The following is a 21291-nucleotide window of genomic DNA, read 5'->3' as shown; positions in this document are numbered from 1 at the left end:
AGCCACCGCACCCGCTGATAACGCCAACGCCACAGGGCAGACCCGCTGACAGACCGAAGGAGAACCACCATGGGCCAGCACACCAACCAGGCACCAAACCGGACCGCACAGGCCAGCTCCTCCACTGCGCCCCAGACCGCACGAACTTTCACCCGTAACGAGAAGGTGCCCACCGCCATCGTTATCGGTGGCGGCCCCTCCGGCCTCATCTCAGCACGCCGCCTCGCCGCAGCCGGCATGCGCGTCACCCTGCTCGAACAACGGCACCACCTCGGCGGCGCTGTCGGAGCCCACGAAGTTGGCGGCCTGCTCCTAGACTCCGGCGCCGAATCCTTCGCAACCCGCAGCCCCATCGTCAGCGACCTCGTTAAAGAACTCGGCCTGGGTGACCAGATTGTCACCCCCAACTCCTACGGTTCCTGGCTATACCTGCCGCAAGGCGCCCGCCGCACCCCCAGCACCGGCATCATGGGTATCCCCGGCAACGTCAACGACAAATCACTGATTCCCGTCATCGGCAAGAAAGGCCTGCGCCGCGCCCAGGTAGACAAATTCCTACCCATCTCCGCCGGTGAAAACGCAAAGACTCTCGGTGAGCTCGTACGTATCCGCATGGGTCAGAAGGTCCTGGACAACCTGGTCGCCCCCGTCGTCTCCGGCGTGTACTCCACCCACCCCGACAAGCTCGACGTGGACGCCACTATCCCCGGGCTGCGCGCGGCACTGCGCAAGCACCGCTCCCTTGCCGCAGCAGCGGCAGCCTTCCGCTCCGCAGCACCTGCAGGCTCTCAGGTAGCAGGCATTATCGGCGGTATGAACCAGCTCTCTGAACGTCTCGTCGAGGAACTCTACGAAGCCGGTGTACGCATCGTCACCGGATTCGACGTCATCGCCGTAGACCGCGACGAATCCACCGGCCAATGGTTCATCATTCAGCGCCACACCACCGACGGCGAAAACACCCCCCTCTACGCCGACTACCTGGTAGTCGCAACTGATGGCCCGACCGTAGCCCGACTTATCGGCCCGCATGTCTCCACGGCGCTACCCGCCCTGGAGCCCGGCCCCGAAGTCGCCCTCGTCACCCTTGTCGCCGATGCCCCCGACCTGAACAAGCACCCGCGCGGTACCGGCCTGCTCGTCTCCGAAGAAGCAACCGCCGTCCGGGCCAAAGCCCTCACCCACGCCACCGCCAAATGGCAGTGGGTCGCCGACGCAGCAGAACCCGGCCGCCACGTTGTGCGCCTCTCCTACGGCCGCGGTGGCGAAGACTCCCGCTTCTCTGAAGTGGCACTCGCCGACGAGCAGCTCATCACCCTCGCCCTGCGTGATGCAAGCCGCATGATGGATGTATCCCTCACCCACAGCAACCTCGTCGACGCGGACGTTGTACGGTGGCGCGGCGTACTGCCCGCCTCCACTCCCGGCCACCGCGAACGAGTCAAAGAATTCCGCGAACGCGCCAGCGAACTCGGAACCCTCAGCACCGTTGGCTCCTGGGCCGCAGGTTCCGGCCTAGTCCTCACCGTCAAAGACACCTACGAGCAGATGGACCGCCTCATCTATCACGCCGCACAAGACTGGGAAGGCGTCACCGCCCCCAACGCTGCCGACACTCAATAACCGGTAATACGCAGCGCACCATAAACCATAATTTGAGAAAACGCGCGGCTACGGAAGCTGCGCCTCTAAGACAGCGAACCCTCGCTGAAGAAAGGAACACACAATGTCTCACGACCACGCAGCACATGGCCACAGCGGTGCACACGGTGCACACGGCAGCTACAGCCACTCCGGCCACGGCTACGGCGGCGCACCCAAGGGCTACGCAGTCCAGCATTCCGCAGCTGACGAGAACCGCCGCGGCCGCGAAGAAGGCGAAACCCTGCACTACGCCCTCTACACCGTCTTCGCACGCTCCGGCGCACGCCCCGCAGAAGCTAACACCGACGAAGCCCGCGCAGAATTCGAGCAGCTCACCGAACAGCTCGCAGCCGAGGGCGTGACCCTGCGCGGCATCTACGACGTCTCCGCAATGCGCGACAACGCAGACATCATGATCTGGACCCACGGCCAGAACCCCGAAAAGCTGCAGGCAGCAGTCCGCAAGATTCGCCGCACTGCACTCTTCACCGGTACCACCATCGTCTGGTCCACCATGGGCGTACACCGCGAAGCAGAATTCACCCGCAACCACGCCCCCGCATACGCGCGCGGCAAGGCACCCGAAGCATGGGTCTGCGTCTACCCCTTCGTACGCTCCTACGACTGGTACTACATGAACCCCGAACGCCGTGCAGAAATGCTCAAGAACCACGGCATGAAGGCAATCGACTTCCCGCAGATACTGGCAAACACCGTCGCAACCTTCGGCATGAACGACTACGAATGGGTCCTCGCCCTTGAAGCACCCGAACTGGTCGACCTGGTCGACATGATGCGCCACTTCCGCAATACCGAAGCACGCCTGCATGTGCGCGAGGAAACCCCCTTCTACACCGGCCGCCGCATCGGCGCAGACGAAGTAGCTGAGGTCCTGGCGTGAGCCATCAGCCAAACGGCGGCGTAACCCTCAACGGCACGCTCTTGCCGGACGACGTGGTACCCAACCACACCGACCCGGCGAACACCGCCTCCAACGGCCCCGCTGCACTCAATGAGCAGACCCTCGGTGATTACCGAAGCGAACGCAGTATCACCCGTGAACGTGCTGAAGAGGCACGCCCCTACGACCTGGTGATTCTCTCCTCCTTCGGCGGACCCGAGGGGCAGGAGGACGTCATCCCGTTCCTACGCAACGTAACCGCTGGCCGCGGCATCCCAGATGAGCGCCTCGAAGAGGTCGCCACCCACTACCGCGCCAACGGCGGCGTCTCGCCCATTAACGAGCAGAACCGTGCCCTGCTCGCCGCACTGCAGCAGGCACTCGCCGAGCGCGGCCCGCACATCCCAATCACCTGGGCGAACCGCAACTGGAAGCCCTACGTGAAGGACGTGCTCGCCGAAGCCTACGAGAACGGTCACCGTAACGTGCTCGTGCTGGCGACCAGCGCCTACCCCGGCTACTCGAGCTGCCGCCAGTACCGTGAAGACTACGGTGTGGCGATTGAGCAGCTCGGTCTGGAAGGGCACGTGCACGTGGGTAAGATCCGTCAGTTCTTTGACGTGCCCGGATTCTCCCGCGCTTTTGCTGACGGGCTGAAGGACGGGCTCGCCACGGTGCGTGAGCAGCTTGCTGCACGCGATAGCGGTTCGCTGAACCCGCGCCTGCGCATCATGTTCTGCACTCACTCGGTGCCGACCTCCGCGGCGAATGAGGCAGGCCCGCGCGGTGTGAACTATGAGGGCGGCTCCGCCTACGTAGAGAAGCACCTGCAGGTCGCTCGTGCCGTGCTATCGCTCGTGCGTGATGAGGCTCCCCAGCTTCTGCAGAACGTCGAGTGGGAGCTGGTGTACCAGTCTCGTTCCGGCCCGCCGTCCATGCCGTGGCTCGAGCCGGACGTCAACGACGCCCTGGAGGCGCTGCCCACCCCCGCCAACCCGGCGGAGGACGGCGAAGCCCCCGTGGAAGGCGTCGTGCTGGTGCCCCTCGGATTCGTCTCCGACCACATGGAAGTCAAGTGGGATTTGGACACCGAGGCGCTGGACACCTGCCAGCGCCTGGGCGTGGTCGCCGTGCGCACCCCCACCCCCGGCACGCACCCGGCGTACGTGGAGTCGCTGCGCCGCCTGATTGAGGAGCGCGTGGAGAACGGCGTTTCAGCCGACCTACGCCCCGAACGTGAGAGCGTCTGTGCCCCGAGCGCGAGCGGTCAGTACGGCTGGTTCGACGAGTGCGAACCTGATTGCTGCAAGCCCGATCGCGGTGAGCCGAAGCCAGTCATTGCTGAGTATGCAGCCGGTGCTGATAACAGCGCTACTGCACCCAGCACTTCTGAGAACGCACCGGCCAGCCGCTCCGGTGGCTGCGGCTCCGGCGGATGCTGCTCCCACTAACACCACCCCTGTAGCTCCGGCTCGCCCCAACGCCCCTGAAGAGGGTGCGCGGGCGGGTCGGAGCGCATGTGCCTACGGGCTATCACACACATCACCGATAAGGAGAGATATGAGCCATCACGAGTACATCTTGGGCACCCGCGGGTCTGCTCTCGCCCTAACCCAAAGCCGTATTGCTGCTGAAACCGTTACCTCCCTCTACACCGAACACCAGGCACACCACAGCGCCGCAGATGCCGAGGTCGTGGACTTCACCCTGCGCACCGTCAAGACTGAAGGTGACGTACTCACCGGACCCCTGGCAACCCTCGGCGGCACCGGCGTATTCGCGGCGGCACTGCGCCAGCGTCTGCTCGACGGCGAGAACGCCTCCGAAGAAAACCGCGTGGACATGGCAGTACACTCCCTCAAAGACCTGCCCTCCGCACCCTGCCCCGGCCTGGTCATCGCCGCAACCCTCAAACGAGAAGACCCCCGCGACGCCCTCGTAGCACGCGATGGTCTGACCCTCGACACCCTGCCCACCGGCTCCCGCGTGGGCACCGGCTCACCCCGCCGTGCCGCCCAGCTACGTGTGCTGCGACACGACCTTGAAATCGTGGACATTCGCGGTAACGTGGGCACCCGCATCGGCCGCGTGAAGGGCCTTGAAGAGCACGCCGGCAAGCAGGTCGTACTCCGCCAGAATGCTGAAACCTCCGAACGAGCCGACCACGGGGTAGGCACCGAACGCAGCGGCGACTGCGACGCCGTGGTGCTTGCCGTCTCCGGCCTGAAGCGCCTGGGCAAGGAAGATCTCATCACCGAGTACCTGGACCCCACCCGCATGCTGCCCGCCCCCGGTCAGGGTGCGCTCGCCCTGGAAGTGCGCGAAAGCGAGTTCGAAAACCCGGACCCTGCCGCGCTGGCCGACGCCGAGGTGGCGCGCCCGGTGCGTGCCCTGGGCCATGCCCTGCTTGCCGCAAACCACTACGAAACCCGCCTCGCCGTCAGCGCCGAGCGTGCCCTGCTGCGCCGCCTCGAAGCCGGCTGCGCCGCCCCCATCGGTGCCTACGCGCAGGTGGTTGAGGGCGACCTGGTGCTCAACGTTGTGGTGGCCTCCCCGGACGGTACCGACATGCTGCGTCACACCTCGGCAACTGCTGAGCTGGATGTGCCCGGCGCCGAACGTCTGGGCGTGCGCGTGGCAGAAGACCTGCTGCAGATGGGTGCCGCTGCCCTGGCCGGGCTGGAGGCGAAGTAGACGCCATGTCTGCTTCGCGTTCTGAATCCTGGCAAGGCGACACCCCGCCTGCTGAAGCCCCGTGCACGGTTCTGTTGACCCGCTCCGCCGCGCAGGGCGCCGCCTTCGCACGCGCCCTCGCCGAGGAGCGCGCACAGAACGGGTTGGGGGAGCCCCGGGTACTCTTTGCCCCGCTGCAGCAGGCACGCACCGTCGAGCCGGGCGAAGAACACGCAGCCGTGTTGGAGGCGCTCGCCTCCGGCCAGTACGCGTGGGTGAGCTTCACGAGTGCCAACACGGTCCGCGCCTGCACCGAGCTGTGGGGCGATAAGTTCGCCCGCGCCTGCGCGAGTGGGGGAGTGCGCATCGCCTGCGTGGGCGCGGCAACCGCCCGCGCTGTGCACACCCAGCTGGGGCTGGGCACAGATTTTCAGCCGCAGGTGCAGAGCGCCGCCGGTATGCTCGCGGAGTTTGAACAGCCTGCAGCTTATGCCGCCGTGCTGGTTCTGGAAGGCTTCAACGCCCGCCCGACCCTGCGCGAGGGCCTCAAGAACCTGGGCTGGGACAGCCGCCGCTGCGTGCTCTACGACATGGTGCCCGCCGAGCAGGTGGCACCCGGAGAGCTGAGCCTTTCCGCCGCCCGCGTGCTCATACAGGGGAATGCCGTAGACACACCAGACCCGGATACCCCCGCGCCGGATGTGCTGGTGGTGACCGCCCCCTCCCGCCTGCACGCCCTGCTGGACGGCCCATCCGGACTAGCGCCCGAATCCGTGCCGCCGGTGGTGGCGATTGGGGCGAGTACCGCCTCCGCATGCCGCGCTCTGAACTTGCGCCATGTGCAGGCCGATTCGCCCTTACCGCAGGATTTGGCGCGCGCCGCCGTAGCCCTGATTTAGGCGCATCCTTCAGCTAAGACTTCACATTATTTCGAAAGAACTTTTCAGGAGAGATCATGAACCTCACCCGCCGCCCGCGCCGCCTGCGCACTACCGCAGCCATGCGCTCCCTCGTCGCTGAGACCACCCTGCGCCCCGCGCAGCTGATTCAGGTGTTCTTCGTTCGCGACGGCATCGACGAGCCGCAGCCGATTCGTTCCATGCCCGGTCAGTACCAGCACACCCTGGAGAGCATCATCCCCGCCGTGCGTGAGGCGTATGAGGCAGGCATCCGCTGCATTGACCTGTTCGGCATTCCCCGCGATGAGGATAAGGACGAGGTCGGTTCGACCGCCTGGGATCCGCAGGGCATCCTGAACCGTGCGATTGCGGTGTGCCGGGAGGAGTTCGGCGATGACCTGGTGGTTATGGCTGATACCTGCCTGGATGAGTTCACGAGCCACGGCCACTGCGGCGTGCTGGTTGATAACGGCCACGGCACGCCCGTGGTGGATAACGATCAGACAGTGGAGCTGTACTGCAAGATGGCGGTTTCGCAGGCTCGTGCGGGTACGCATACGGTGTCCCCGTCAGGCATGATGGACGGCCAGATTGCGGCGATGCGCACCGCCCTGGACGAGGCTGGCTTTGAGGATGTGTCGATTCTGGCGTATTCGGCGAAGTACGCTTCGGCGTTCTTTGGTCCGTTCCGTGATGCGGTGGAGTCCAGCTTCACGGGTGACCGTAAGACCTATCAGCAGGATCCGGCGAACCGCCGCGAGTCGCTGCTGGAGGTGCGCGCTGACCTGGAGGAGGGCGCGGATATGGTGATGGTGAAGCCTGCCGGTAGCTACCTGGATATTGTGCGTGAGGTGGCGGAGTTTTCGCCGGTGCCGGTGGCGGCGTATCAGGTGTCGGGTGAGTACGCGATGATTGAGGCAGCCGCTGCGAACGGCTGGATTGACCGTAAGGCTGTGGTGCTGGAGTCGCTGCGTTCGATTCACCGTGCCGGTGCGGATGTCATCTTGACCTACTACGGTACGGAGGCGGCACGCTGGCTGCGCGAGCTGGACGCCTAAACCCCTCCCTCATTTAATGCAGAGAAGCCACATGCTGTACAAACAGTATGTGGCTTCTGAGCGGTATTAGAGCGGTGAAGAGTAGCCCGCTTATTTGTATTGCGCCTTCTGGAAGGATGCGCGGCGTGCCGCCTCTTCTGCATGCTTACCGGCAGGCTTGTAACCCATGGTCGTACAGATGACGCGGCCGTCCACGAAGTACTTCGCTAACATTTCACGGTCCGCCGGTGAATCCAGCTGCGCCCAGCGTTCCTGCTCAATCTTGAACGCAATCTGCGCCACCAAACAATCAATTTGGTGATCATTGAGCGCATAGTCGTGCTTGCGGCCGCTGGGAAGCAGAATCTCCAGCCTCCACTGGCTCGCGTCCTTCGGATTCAGCTTGATGGCGTCCGGGTTCTTCGGGTACACACGGAACGCGCGAACCTCAGAGTAGGGGCGGGACTTCGCCGGAAGGAACAGCCGCCCAGCCTGGAACGAATCCGGGTTGTACACCACGTAATCGCGGTTGTACATCAGCAGCACGAGGATCAGCGGAATGTACGCCGCCGCCAAGAACCAGGAGGCGTGACCGATATAGATCGCTTCCAAATCCTCGTCGATGCTCCAGCCCGCCAAGGACATCAAGAAGACAGAGGCGAGCAGGAACGCAATACCGTTGAGCACCCAGTAGGCGGTGCGATCGTTACGAATCGGCTCCACACCCGGCACAGTGCCGCGCACACGGAACGGTGCACTCAGCTTACCCAGCGTCGCCGAGTAGATGCGCGGCATGCCCAGCACACGGTCGTCCTTGCTGTAACCGCGTGCTTCGCGCCAGCCGCGGCGACCCCAGCGCGCCCCCAGGTACACCATGAGGAACGGCAGAATCAGCGCCGGCAACAGAATGCCGTCGTACACGATATCCCAGTACAGGGTGAAGATAGAGACCGCCACAATCCAGCCCCACAGGTACATGACCACGTGGAACCAGCCGCTAAACACGCCAGCGCCCTTAATAGAATCCAGCTTCTTCTTCGCCTTCTTCGTGGCGCTACCCTTACGGGAGAAGCTCAGCGGCGCACCCATCGCGGTACGTTCCGCAGTGGCGCGGCGCGCCTCATCAACGGGCAAACCGGACACCTCAAGGTACAGGTCGGCTGCCTTCTCCTTCTTGATGGGCACCGGGTAGGCGATATCTACCAGCAGGCACAAGCCCAAGTACACCATGAAGGCGATCAGCCACACATCGCGTAGCTGCTCCATGGGCAGTCCCAAGGCGCTCAGATCCATGAGCGGCTCACCTCCTTACTTCTCGCAAACCCTTACGCGGATGCGGCAGCGGCGGCGGCAGTCGGAAGAGCCGAGATGATACGTTCCATCGCCTCATCATTGTGGGCGGCAGAAACGAACCATGCCTCGAATGCGCTCGGCGGCAGGTACACTCCGGATTCGAGCATGGAGTGGAAGAACGCGTTGTAGCGGCTGGTTGCCGAGGCCTTGATATCGGCGTAGTTGTGCACGCCCGCCTCGGAGGTACCAAACGCCACCGAGAAGAGGTTACCGGCGCTCTGGATGGAGTGGTCCACACCGGTGGCGTTGAACGCCTCGGTCAGAGCCTGCTGCAGCTGAGCGCTACGCGAATCCAGGTGCGCGTAAACGGCGGCATCAGCCAGGGTCAGGGTCGTAATACCCGCCGCAACCGACAGCGGGTTACCGGAGAGGGTACCAGCCTGGTAGACGGGGCCGACCGGCGCCAGGTGCTCCATGACCTCACGCTTACCGGCCAGCGCCGCGATGGGCATACCGCCACCAATGACCTTGCCGAACGTGAAAATATCGGGAACCCAGCCGCCATCCTCGGGAGCCGCGTAACCCCAGTAACCAGCTGAAGAGACACGGAAACCGGTCAGCACCTCATCAAAAATGACGAGCGCACCGTTCGCGTGAGCAATCTCGTGCAGGCCACGGTTGAAACCGGGCTCGGGGGTCACCACACCCATGTTGCAGGGCGCCGCCTCAGTAATAATTGCGGCAATCTGACCCTCATGGTTCGCGAACGCCTCACGCACAGCGTCCAGGTTGTTGTAGGGCAGAACGATGGTCTCCGCGGCGGTTGCGGCAGTTACGCCAGCAGACCCCGGCAGCGCCAGGGTAGCCACACCCGAACCAGCCTCGGAAAGCAGCGCATCCACGTGACCGTGGTAGCAGCCCGCGAACTTAATAACCTTGTCGCGACCGGTCACACCACGCGCCAGACGAATCGCAGTCATGGTTGCCTCAGTACCGGTGGACACCATACGCACCTGATCAATCGCACCGGGAATTGCCGCGTTAATACGGTTGACCACCAGTTCAGCCAGCTCAGCCTCCGGCGCGCTTGCTGCGCCAAAGGAGAGGCCGCGCTCAGCCGCCTGCTGAACCGCCTCAACCACCTGCGGATGCGCGTGCCCCAGAATCGACGGACCCCACGAGCAGACCAGGTCAACGTACTCGTTGCCGTCCGCATCGTACAGGTAGGCGCCCTTAGCCTTTGCCGCAAACGCAGGGGTGCCGCCCACAGAATTGAAAGCACGCACCGGGGAATTTACACCGCCAGGAATTACCGCGCGAGAACGCTCAAACAGCTTCTCGCTGGCTTCGTGGTGTAGCGGGTGGGTAGAGGAAGAAGTCATCGTATCGGTGCCTTTCAACAGGGACGGCGAACTAAAGAATTACAGGGGACGATACACACCGGGCGACAGAGCCTGTACGCTACTAACGTCCCGTACCTAACCATCATAGGCGCTACAGATGAACCGCAGGTGACAAGCACCTGAACGTACCGAAAGGTGACGATAAAACACAACCGGCAGATTAGGTAACAGATAGGTGAAGAAACTCAGAAACTAACGCATATGCCGGTCAGTATCCAGACGGTGCAGCACCTGAGTGTCCTGATCAAACAACCAGTTCTTATCAAAGAGCAGACGCACAAACGCCAAGCCCATACCCAACGCCATGAAAATCAGCATAGACTGCACAAAACCGGTCGTCGCCGAATACATGTCACCGCTGGCAAAATGCGACATGGAACGATAGAACGAAACACCCGGAACCATCGTCACCACCGCCGGAACCGACAGCGAAATACGTGTGTACTTACGATGATGCAGCGGCGCCACAATCTCTGCCAAAATACCCACACCAAACACGGCAATCGTCGCCGCCATATGTGCGGGCATACCCGCCTCCACCATGTAAATACGGGCGGGGTTCGCCACCGCAGCAATTACACCACCCCACAGGCACGCCACCGGAGAGGCGGCAAAAAGCATCGCAAAGCCAGCCGCCGCAACACCCGAGGAAAGCACCTGCAACACCAAATACAGGGTAGGATGCAGATTAAGAGGTGCCGGAGCATCCAGCGGCAAATGGAATAGCGACCCCAAAACCCACACCGCAAACGACGCACTAATCAGCAACAAACCCACATACGTCAGACGTGAAATACCCGCCAAAAAGTCCATACGAGAAATGTCGAGCATACCCGTCACCATGGGGAAACCCGGCACCAAGAACAGCACCGACGAGATAAAACCAATCATATGGTTCGGACTAATCCAACTTGCCGCAACCAGCACATTAACAATCGCAATGTACAGACTCGCCGCCAAGAAACCACAAGCCATCCACGTGGCCATATGGCTCACCCCGCGCTTGAGCAGAGTCGAACGCAAATACTGGCCAGCACCCGCCGCCAAGAACACAACCGAGCACTCCACCAGACCGCCACGGTTCAAGAAGGCGAACCCGGCACAGGCCACAGCCGACGCCAACGCCAGCATCCAACGGGTGTATAGCGGCTTTGCCGAATCGATACGGTCCAGCTCAGCGTTTGCCTCCGCAGGGGTGATCTTTTCAGGAAGCTCAGAAATGAACTTACCCAACTGGTCAAGCTTATGAGCGTTAATGCCCATCGTGCGTTGCTCAGCCACCTCAGTACGGAAATTACCGTCCGTGTACGAAGATGTCGAAATCTCAGTGAAGGTCACCTGCGCGTGATGCTCCTTCAACCCCACAGCCTTCGCCAAACGCGCCATCGACGCCTTAATACGGTAGGCGCTCGCACCCGACTTCATCAGGATGCGACCCAGGCGGAGCACCACCTGAGACTGCGCCACCAAATGCTCATGCGCCAGGCGGGTAGAGCCCAGATAGATACTACGCGTGTTTGTATCCGGGTAGGGTTCGTGTGAAGGGTTGCGGTGATGGTCCATTGAGGGCGCTCCCGGGCTAATTTCTGTCAATGCGTTGTGCATACTCTTTTTAGCATAGGGGAGATGGCCAGCCGACGATAGCGTCAGCCTGTCAGCAAAGGCGAGATAGTTGGGTAGCCGAGGTGAGTTTAGCGACGCACCGGCCAGCGGCCGTCAATGACCTCAGATTCCTTACCCGGTTGCGTACGCAACCACGCCTGGAAGCTTGCCGCCTGCTCCGCCGCCCACTGAACCTGCTGCTCATGAAGCTGGCGCGCATCCACGTTGAGGACCTCGGGGAACTGCTCGGTGAGCTTCACCAGCAGACGCTCCGCTGCCAGGGCGTCATCAGCGGACGTGTGCGAATTCTCCAGGGAGACACCGTACTCGGCGGCGAGAACCTCCAGTGTGCGCTTGCCGCGCTTACGCGGAATCACGTGCTTATGCAGAACGTACGGGTCGAGCACCACACCCGGCGGCAGCTCACCGTTGGCAATATTGTGGCGCAGCATCTCGTGGTGCAGCACCGAAAAATCGTAGGCGGCATTGAACGCAATAATCGGCACGCCGTCAAGGTTTAGCGCACCAATCGCGCCGGCAAGCTCCCACACGACCTCGCGGGCGGGACGACCGTGCTCACGTGCGTACTCGGTCGTAATACCGTGCACGGCGGCGGCACCGGCAGGAATCTCAACGCCGGGGTCAGCCAGCCACTCGCCACGGCGCACCACATTACCCTGAGGATCCAGCAGAATCAGGGAAGCAGTCACGATGCGGGCGGTGGTAACGTCCACACCGGTGGTTTCAAGGTCAAAAGTGGCGCGCAGGCCGTTCATCCAGGTCATGCTATAAGACTAACCCAGCGGAGAAGGAGGCGCGCGCCCGGTCGTCACGCGGCTGTGGATAAGCCCCCCGGCAGGGCAGCATATTAAGCCCCGGGAGCGACATATATAAGTCACCGGGGCGGCATATAAGCAGCCGACGACCCCGATGACCGACGACAAGGTACAAGCGTGCTACAGCCGATAGACTGAAACCATGACAACCCAACTTCTCACCGGTATCCCCGGAACTGGTAAAACCCACCACCTCACCGAACGCGCCCTGCGCTACCTTGCCGACGGGAACGACCCCGCTCGGCTGCTCATCCTCGCACCCACCCGCACCGCCGCGACCCGCATGCGAGACGTCATCGCCGCATCCAGCGACCGTAGTCTCTCCGTAGCACCCACCCGCGCCTGGGCAGCATACGCCTTCGACCTGCTCAAACGAGCCCAAACCCGGGGTCTACTCAGCGGCGTAGAAGGCAACCTCAAACTCCTCTCCGGCCCCGAACAAGACGTCATCATCGGCGAACTACTCGCCAACCACGCCGAAGGCATCGCACCCGGACCCGCCTGGCCCGACGTACTCCGCGACGCCCTCGCAACCCGCGGATTCCGCCACGAAATCCGCGACTTCTTCGACCGCATGGCAGAATACGACCTCACCGCCGAGGACGTACACCGGCTCGCCACCGAACACAACCAGCCCGCCTGGCACGCCCTCGCCCAACTGCACACCGAATACCGTGCCGTGCGAGCCCTCCGCGCCAAAAACGCCTACGACCCGGCAGTACTCATCAACGATGCCTGCCGACTGCTGCTGCGCGCCCCCGAATTCCTCGCCGAAGAACGCCGCCGCTACGACCTAATCCTCATCGACGACGTGCAGGAACTCAGCCCCTCCATCTACCGGCTGCTGCGCCTCATCGCCGCAGAAATCGCCCCCGCAGACGCCGCGCACCTGACCGAAACCCACCCCGACCTCTTCGCTGAAGGACCCCAGGTTGTCATGACCTACAGCGACGAAGCCGTCGTCCAGGGCTTCCGTGGCGCCCGCCCCGACCTCGTTACCACCCTGCAGGCAAGCTTCCCGAGCATACGCACCCGCACGCTCACCACCTCGTATCGCCTGCCCGCACTCATGATGCCGCTCGTGGCGGACATTCGCCGCCGCCTGCCGCGCTACACCCGATTCGTGCCGCTCACCCCCGAGCAAGAGGGGGGAAAGAATAGCGCGCAGGAGGGGTCAAAGAACGGCGCGCCCGCAACCTTCGGACGCATCAACACCACCCCCGCCGACGAAGCCCTCACCTGGGGCGCCGCCGACGAACCCCTGCTGCACCTGGGCGCCGACGGCAAAATCCTCGACCCTGCGCACTACCGCACCGCACCCGCCGGCGTGTATAAATATGCGCTCGCCAGCTCGCAGGACGAGGCGAACCTTATCGTCCAAATGCTGCTTGAAGAACGCATCTACGGCAACCACCCCTACCGCGAGTCCGCCATCATCGTGCGCAGTAGCGCGGATGTGGCGCGCATCCGCCGTGTGCTCTCCTCGAACGGTATTCCCTCGCGTACCTCCGCGGCGCTCGTGCCGGTGCGCGACGAGCCCGCCGTACGCCCCTTCCTCGATGCGCTCAGTCTGCTCGTCTACGCCCGCAAGCGCGGCGAGAAGGCACTGAACCCCGCCGTGCACATGCCCGCTGCAGAAGCTACAGAGGCGGGGGAGCGCGGCGGCTACGAAGCCCTCAGCGCAACCGAAGCTGAAGAGCTCATGCGCCGAAGCCTCGATGACGTCATCGCCGAAGAAAGCCGCGCCAACCCCCTCGGCGGCGCGCAGAGCGCTATCACCCTGCTCACCTCCCGACTCGGTGGCGCATCCAGCATGGACGTGCGACGACTCCGCCAGCAGCTACGTTCCATCGAACTGCAAAGCGGTGGCCACCGCCCCAGCGACGACCTGCTCCTCGGCGCACTGCTACACCCCGAAACCCTCCCCGAAGAGGGCGTAGGACGCGCCGTGCACCGCATCGCAGCCGTGCTCTCCGCCGGACGTAAAGCACTCGCGCGCCCCGAATCCACCAGCACCGAAGTGCTCTGGGCGCTCTGGGAAGCCAGCGGCCTCGAAAAGACCTGGGTTACCCAGTCGCGCGGCGCAGGCCCCGACGCCGACGCAGCCCACCGCAACCTCGATGCCATGATCGGTCTCTTCGAAGCCGCCGACCGCTTCGACGAGCAGATGCGCGGCGCCGGTGCCGAGCAGTTCCTCGACTTCATCGACGCGCAGGACCTACCCATGGACACCCTCGCCGCCCGCGGCGTACGCCAAGACGCAGTCGAGATTCTTACCCCCGCGCTCGCCGCAGGTCAGTCCTGGCGCACCGTATATGTATGCGGTCTGCAGGAAGGCACCTGGCCCAACACCACCGTGCGCGGCTCCCTGCTGAGCACCGGCGACCTTGTGGACCTATGCGATGCGCGCCTCCGCCAGCGTGCCCAGCAGACAGAACAGCAGGCGGGGGAGGAGGAGCCTGCGCCGCCTGCCCGCATCCGCAGCTACCCCGAACGCGTGCGCGACACCCGCCACGACGAGCTGCGCATGTTCGCCGTCGCAGCCACCCGAGCCAGCACCCGCCTCGTACTCACCGCCGTACGCAACGACGATGAAGCACCCGGCGAGTTCTTCGACTTCGTCCTACCCGCCGACGCGGTCGGCGACTCCACGGATGTGCCCATCACCCGCGTACGCCGCCCCGCCACCCTGCGTTCCCTCGTGGCGGAGCTTCGCCGCACCCTCGTTGAGGAGTCGCTGAACGCGATGCGTGCCGAAGACGCTCAGGACGGCACACAGGCCGGAAACGCACCGGCTGAAGACGCACTCACCCCGGAGGCTTCCGCGTACCGACTTGATGCCGCCTCCCGCATTCTGGCGCGCCTGGCGAATGCGCAGGCCCCCGGCGCCTCACCCGACGAGTGGTGGGGTCTGCTGCCGCTTTCTAGCACGGAACTACTCTTTGCGCATAGCCCGGCAGACCACGCTGAGCTGGCCGAAAACCATGCCGAAGAGCCTGCCGAAAACCCCGGCCGCCGCACCATTATGCTCTCGCCCTCGCGCCTGGAAACCATTCACAGCTCCCCGCTGGATTGGCTGGTTTCTGCCGCCCGCGCGGAAGCCCAGACCGACCTGTCCCGTTCCCTCGGCACGCTTATTCACGCCATCGCCGAGAAGTACCCGACCGGCACCCTCGAAGAGCTCCAAACCTCCCTCGATGAGCGCATTAGCTCCCTCGGCGTTCCCGCCCGAAAGGACGACGAAACCGACGAAGAGTACCGCGAGCGCGTGCCCTGGGAATCCTACGCCCTCTACGAGCGCGCCAAGCGCATGATTCTGCGCCTGAGCTACTACTACCGTCAGCACATGGGCGACGCCGGCTGGCAGAACCTCGGCGTTGAAGGCTCCTTCGCGGTGCGTGTGCCCGTGCCCTTCGACCCCGCCGGTGAAGTCGGCGAGCTGGACGCGCTGCTCACCGGTCGTGTGGACCGCCTCGAGGGTACCGCCTCGGCGGAGGACGACACCCGCCGCTACGCCATTGTCGACCTGAAAACCGGCAAGTCTAAGCCGAGTGGGTCGGAGATGGAGACGCATCCGCAGCTTGCCGCCTACCAGATTGCGGTGGAGGCTGGTGCGGGTGAACAGCTGGAGGAGCGTTACCGTGCCGAAGTTGCCGCCTTGGAGGCGGGCGAACCGCTACCGGATGCCCGCCCCCAGGAGCTGGAGTACACCGGCTATACGGGTCGTTCCGGAGGCGCGGCGCTCGTGCAGCTGGGCGCCTCGGGCGTGAACGATGAGAGCAAGACTCGCCTGCAGGTTCAGCCCGCCCTGACGGAGCACGATTCGTGGGCGGCTGAGCTGGTGCAACACGCCGCGGAGCTGATTGCTGGCTCGCAGGTACAGGCTCGTCACCGTGAGGGTGGCTACGGGTGCCGTCTGCCGGAGATTTGCCCGATTTGTACGCGCGGCCGTCAGGTGACGCAACCCTAGTAGCCGCGTACCCCCGTTTACTTTCGATATCACTCACACTGAACCTCCCATGAGAATGATCCATGAGGAAGAGGAATCATGACTGACTCTGGCGCATACGGCGCTGATATGCACAGTGCTACTAACCTCGGCGCTCACCCCGGTTCTGGCACCGACATGCTCACCCCCGCCCAGTGGTGTGAGCACAATAGCTGGCAGCTGCCCAACGGCGTGCTCTTCTCGGCAGAAGCCGCCACGAATGACCCCGCGCTGAAGCCTACCGACTACCGCAGTGCCCTTGACATTGCCGAGATGCTCAACGGCGCTGACGGTAAGAAACCGACCCCCGAGCAGGTACGCATGATTGAGGCGGGCCCCGCCCCGACCCTCGTCATTGCCGGTGCCGGTTCGGGTAAGACTGCGACCATGGTTGACCGCGTGATTTGGCTGGTCGATAACGGTTTTGTACGCCCTGAAGAGGTTCTCGGCGTGACCTTCACCCGCAAGGCGGCAACCGAGCTGCGCAGCCGTATGCGTGCCGGCCTGAATACGCTGCGCCGTAGCCGTCGCGTCGCCCCGACCGATGAGGAGCTGCGCGAGGGCGTCGCTGACCCGACCGTGCTCACTTACCACTCCTACGCGAATAACCTGGTCAAGGAGTACGGTCTGCGCCTGGGCGTGGAGCAGGACGCACAGATGCTTGGCGATGCGCAGAAGTGGCAGCTTGCCGCGCAGATTGTGCAGTACTGGGAGGGGGAGCTTCCCCTCGATAAGGACGGCGTGCCGGTGTCTGCGGCGACCATGATTAACCAGATGCTGCAACTCTCTGACGAGTGCGCGGAGCACCTGGTGGAGCCGCAAAAGGTCATTGATTTCTGCACCGAGCAGTTAGCGGCGTACGCGGCGGTGCCCGAGCCTCGCCGTGAGACAAAGACTGAGAAGGACATTCTGAAGGTTCAGCGTCTGCTGCGTAACCGCCGAGTGTACGCGCGTATGGCGGTCAGCTACGCCCGCGTGAAGTCGCGCATGCAGGTGCTGGATTTCGGTGACCTGATGCGTTTTGCCGCCCGCATTGCGGAGTCTGACCCGGCGATTCGTGAGGGTGAGCGTGCCCGCTTCAAGGTGGTTCTGCTGGACGAGTTCCAGGACACTTCGCACGCGCAGATGAGCTTATTCTCCTCGATTTACGGTGCCGATGAGGCGGCGGGTATTCCGGCGCATCCGGTGATGGCTGTGGGCGACCCAAAGCAGTCGATTTACGGTTTCCGTGGTGCTTCGGACGGTCAGATGTTCAGCTTCTACCGTCATTTCCCGACTGAGCATGTGCAACCGCTGTTCCTATCCATTGCGTGGCGTAACGACATTTCGGTGCTGAACGCAGCAAACCACGTGGCGGAGAAGCTGAAGGAGGTTCCCGAGTGGGTGCGTGCCGCCGACGGCGATATTACCGCCGCTCAGGTTCCTGACCTGCACCCGCGCTGCGCCCTGATGGGGGAGCCTGGTTCGCCCGCTTTTGAGCAGGCTGCCGCGGGCATGGTGGGGCGTGTTGATTTGACGTACCATGACTCTGACCGCGAGGAGGCTGTGGCTATCGCCGAGCGTATTGCGGCGATGCGTGCGCAGGCGGTGCGCGAGTATGAGCGTGCCTACGCGGCGCATCGTTCCGGTGATGGTTCAGTGCGTCCGTGTCTGAAGATGCCCGAGATTGCGGTGTTGGCGCGTGTGCACGGTCAGCTGGAACCGATTCGTGTGGAGTGTGAGCGCCTGGGTATTCCGGTGCAGCAGGTGGGTTTGGGCGGCTTGCTCTCCCAGCCGGAGGTCGTGGATTTGGTGTCGGCGTTGCGTGTGCTGGCTGATCCGAACCGTTCGGATGCCCTGGCGCGCCTGCTGACGGGTGCGCGTTGGCGTTTGGGTGCGGCGGATATGTTGGCGCTGGGCGATTGGGCGCAGTCTCTGGTGCGTGAGCGTGAGCGTGCCCTGCGTGAGCAGATGGCGTTGCGTATGCTCGCCGAGGCTGAAGACGCCGACGACGCAGCTGCTATCAACCTGCAGGCGGAGCACCTGCGTGCCGCCCAGGAACGTCTGGACGAAACCCTCAAGGGCGCGGTGGAGGATTCCTCCGGTTACGCCTCCCTCATCGAGGCGGTGGAGAACCTGCCGCAGGACAGTGTGGACGGTGAACCCCTCTACGGTGAGCAGTACCGTGGCCGCCGTTTCTCCCCGGCGGCGCTGGAACGTCTGCGTGCTTTTGCTGAGCAGATGCGCGTGTTGCGTGCCGGTTTGAGTGAGGATTTGGGCACGCTGCTGTACGAGATTGAGCGGACTATGCTTCTCGATATTGAGTTGGCGGTTCGCCCGGGTACCGACCCGCTGGGTTCGCGCGCGAACTTGGACGCTTTCCACGAGGTTGCTGCCGCCTACGGTATGTCGGCACCGCGTATTAACGCGATGATTTACGCCGGTTCTGACGGTGTGAGCGCGGAGGAGGACGATCCGGGTGCGCGCCGCTTCCTGCTGTCTTCGGGCGGTGTGAGCTACGTGATGGGCTTCCTCGCCTGGCTTGAGCGTGCCGATGATGAGGAGAAGGGCTTGGCGTTGGGCACGGTGGAACCTGACCCGAACGCGGTGCAGCTGATGACCATGCACGCCGCGAAGGGCCTGGAATGGGATCATGTGCTTCTGCCTGGTCTGTGCGGTACTGCGACCGGCGGGCAGACCCCGAACCTGTGGCAGATGTCGGCTAATGCGGCTCTGCCCTGGCCGCTGCGTGGCGACCGCGAGTACCTCCCGTCAATCCTTGAGAGTGCGGAGGAGATTACCGCCTTCGAGAAGGCGAAGAACCTAGAAGACTACCTGGACGAGCATAAGGAAGATGCCGCCGAGCACGCCGGCATGGAGGACCGCCGCCTCATGTACGTGGCGATGACCCGTGCCCGTAACCTGCTGGCGATGAGCGCCTACCGCTGGAAGAGCTCCGCTACGCAACCTCAGCCGGTGCAGCCCTTCTGGGAGGAGCTGATGGAGATGCTTTTCAAGTCGCTCTTCAGCATGGGCACGCCCACGGTAGATGCGCCCTCTGTGCGCTTCGAGGAGACGATGGATACCCCCTGGGCGGCGCCCCAACTGGTGGGTATGGGCCTGTCGTATACGATTCCGAACCCCGCTGATAAGCGCAAAAAGGTGCACCTGAACCATGTGCGCCGCTGGGTTGATCAGCTGGCTGAGTCGAAGTACCGCCTGACCGAGCCGGTGACCCTGGTGCACGGTACGGTCGTGGACCCCTCGAATCTGCCGCCCACCCCTGATGAGGCGGCCTTGCTGGAGGGTCTGGACCTCTACCCCGTAGACGCTGATGAGCTCACCCCCGAGCAGGTGGAGGCACGCGCGAACGCTCGGGCAACCTACGCCGAGCAGGTGCAATGCTACGCATGGGCGCTGGTTGAGGTCATGGCTCCCGCCCTCGCGCAGGATTGGCAGCTGGCGGCTCCTTCCGTACGAGCACGCACGGTAGCGGAGAACTGCACCCGACTGAACCTGCCGGTGCCCGAATGGATCATCGAAGCCACCGAGCGGGAGAAATGGAGTGAGGCGCAACCGCCTCAGCCCGGTTTTTCGCCCACGGTGGTGGCGGCGCTGCCGATTGAGGTGCGCGGCCAATTCGCCCAGAAGAACTACGAAGACAGGAACCCGAACCTGGGTGCGGTGCTGACCGCCATGTGGCCTTTTGACCCGCTGGAGCGCCCCGTGATTTGGCGTTGGGCTTCTGATGACGCTCTCACGCAGGGCACGAAGGAGGTGCTTCGCCGCGGTCAGCATGAGCACCTGGAGCGTGAGATTGCAATTAACTCCTCGAGCCGTCGCGAGGCGGTGGAGCGTGCCGCCCTGGCGGTGGAGCTCGCCGTCGGCGCGGGTGACGAGGGTACTCCGTATGAGGGTACCGAGTTTGGGGCGGCAGGGGAGAGCGCAAGCAGCCCTGTACCCGCCGCATCCACAGCGCATGGTGAGTCCGCCATTCCAGAATCCCTACGCCAGCAGGTGGTGGACTGGGAACGCGAAGCCGACCTGCTTCTGCTCATGAAGGGTCAGAGAGACCCGGTGCTCAGCGATCAGCTGCCGGGGCACCTGTCCGCCTCCACGTTCATCCGCCTGAGCGAGGACCCGCAGGGCACGGTGCATCAGCTGATGCGCCCGGTGCCTCAGCGTCCCTCGCGTGCGGCAACGATTGGTACGGCGGTACACGCGCTGATTGAGGAGCACTTCGGGGTAGTGCCGAGCGCTGACCCGCTGGAAGCACCCGATGCGGAGGACACGGTGGGCGTTGACCTGCCTGGTTCCGCTGCCGCCTCCACCGCGCCCGCTGAGCCTGCAGACTCCTCTGATTTTGCAGACCTGCAGGAACAGGACGAGTTCACCTTCGAAGATGCCTACGAGGAGTCCGAGAGCGAATTGGAGGCCTCCGTTCAGCGCCTCTGGGAGCGCTTCGCCGATAGCGAGTGGGGCAGCGACGAGTGGAAGGACCGCATCTGGGCGGTCGAGTACCCGGTCGAAACCCATATTGAGGGCGTAAGCCTGCGCGGCCGTATTGACGCGGTGTTCCGTACCGAGGACGAGGACGGTGAACGCTGGGTCCTGGTGGACTGGAAGAGCGGTTCCCGCCCAAAGATGGCGACCATGCAGTCTCGACGCTTCCAGCTGGGTCTGTACCGTATCGCGTTCTCCCGCATTATGGGCGTGGACCCGGAGCGTATCAGCACCGTGTTCGTGTACCTGGGCGGCAAGGGCGTTGCGGAGGTGTGGGATCACCAGATCCATGGCGGCCTACCCACGGAGGCACAGCTGGCGAAGGTGATTCGTGAGGCGCGCAAGGGCTAGGTAGCAGGTCTAAACAGCGTCAGGTAGGCGGCGCTCGCGTACTAGCGTGCCCCGCTAGTATGCGCCGTGCCAGTCTGCGCAGTGCGAGCACAAGCTGTCACCGAATATAGAAAAAGCAGCTCCTGTAGGCTTTGCGCCTCGTGAGCTGCTTTTCTGTGCGGACTTTTACGGGGTAATGCCAG

12 protein-coding genes are annotated in these 21291 nt (G+C 63.7%); 8 read left to right on the top strand and 4 right to left on the bottom strand.

Features of this window, described 5'->3' with window-relative positions; all coding sequences use genetic code 11:
• Positions 1-69 precede the first annotated feature (69 nt).
• The 6 genes from hemG (at position 70) to hemB (ending at position 7175) form a co-directional block, all read left to right on the top strand.
• Positions 70-1623 carry a protoporphyrinogen oxidase gene (gene hemG, locus QFX05_RS07685; protein WP_279742143.1) on the top strand — a complete coding sequence of 518 codons (1554 nt, stop codon included), beginning with the start codon at positions 70-72 and terminating at the stop codon, positions 1621-1623.
• A 103-nt stretch (positions 1624-1726) separates the two neighbouring features.
• Entirely contained in the window at positions 1727-2545 is an 819-nt protein-coding gene (gene hemQ, locus QFX05_RS07680; RefSeq protein ID WP_279742142.1) for a hydrogen peroxide-dependent heme synthase, read from the top strand.
• Positions 2542-3996 (top strand): ferrochelatase, encoded by a 1455-nt coding sequence (locus tag QFX05_RS07675; protein WP_279742141.1) that lies wholly within the window; start codon positions 2542-2544, stop codon positions 3994-3996. Before hemQ ends, QFX05_RS07675 begins: the two co-directional genes overlap by 4 nt.
• 109 nt (positions 3997-4105) lie before the next feature.
• Entirely contained in the window at positions 4106-5239 is a 1134-nt protein-coding gene (locus tag QFX05_RS07670; protein WP_279742140.1) for a hydroxymethylbilane synthase, read from the top strand.
• Positions 5240-5244: 5 nt separating this feature from the next.
• Complete coding sequence (locus tag QFX05_RS07665; protein ID WP_279742139.1) at positions 5245-6117, top strand: uroporphyrinogen-III synthase; 873 nt, start codon at positions 5245-5247, stop codon at positions 6115-6117.
• A gap of 56 nt (positions 6118-6173) precedes the next feature.
• Positions 6174-7175: a porphobilinogen synthase gene (gene hemB, locus QFX05_RS07660; protein ID WP_279742138.1), complete on the top strand. Its 1002-nt coding sequence runs from the start codon at positions 6174-6176 to the stop codon at positions 7173-7175.
• 90 nt (positions 7176-7265) lie between these two features.
• Here hemB and QFX05_RS07655 read toward each other — a convergent pair whose 3' ends face one another.
• The 4 genes from QFX05_RS07655 to QFX05_RS07640 form a co-directional block, all read right to left on the bottom strand.
• Entirely contained in the window at positions 7266-8447 is a 1182-nt protein-coding gene (locus QFX05_RS07655; protein WP_279742137.1) for a sugar dehydrogenase, read from the bottom strand.
• 32 nt (positions 8448-8479) lie between these two features.
• Positions 8480-9829, bottom strand: a complete 1350-nt coding sequence (hemL, locus tag QFX05_RS07650) for a glutamate-1-semialdehyde 2,1-aminomutase (RefSeq protein ID WP_279742136.1) — start codon at positions 9827-9829, stop codon at positions 8480-8482.
• A gap of 213 nt (positions 9830-10042) precedes the next feature.
• Positions 10043-11413: a threonine/serine exporter family protein gene (locus QFX05_RS07645; RefSeq protein ID WP_279742135.1), complete on the bottom strand. Its 1371-nt coding sequence runs from the start codon at positions 11411-11413 to the stop codon at positions 10043-10045.
• A gap of 128 nt (positions 11414-11541) precedes the next feature.
• Positions 11542-12237, bottom strand: a complete 696-nt coding sequence (locus QFX05_RS07640; RefSeq protein WP_279742134.1) for a 3'-5' exonuclease — start codon at positions 12235-12237, stop codon at positions 11542-11544.
• A 193-nt stretch (positions 12238-12430) separates the two neighbouring features.
• Here QFX05_RS07640 and QFX05_RS07635 point away from each other — a divergent pair, with 193 nt between their 5' ends.
• Together QFX05_RS07635 and QFX05_RS07630 are read left to right on the top strand one after the other, a co-directional pair.
• On the top strand, positions 12431-16258 hold the full coding sequence (locus QFX05_RS07635; RefSeq protein WP_279742133.1) for a UrvD/REP family ATP-dependent DNA helicase: 3828 nt from the start codon (positions 12431-12433) through the stop codon (positions 16256-16258).
• Positions 16259-16336: 78 nt separating this feature from the next.
• Positions 16337-21109: an ATP-dependent DNA helicase gene (locus tag QFX05_RS07630; RefSeq protein WP_279742132.1), complete on the top strand. Its 4773-nt coding sequence runs from the start codon at positions 16337-16339 to the stop codon at positions 21107-21109.
• The last annotated feature ends 182 nt before the right edge of the window (positions 21110-21291 follow it).

The organism is Rothia similimucilaginosa (assembly GCF_029850875.1).
In the GTDB taxonomy this organism is placed as follows: Bacteria; Actinomycetota; Actinomycetes; order Actinomycetales; family Micrococcaceae; genus Rothia.
Note: the sequence above shows the minus strand (reverse complement) of the source record. Positions and strands in the feature narration are given on the sequence as shown.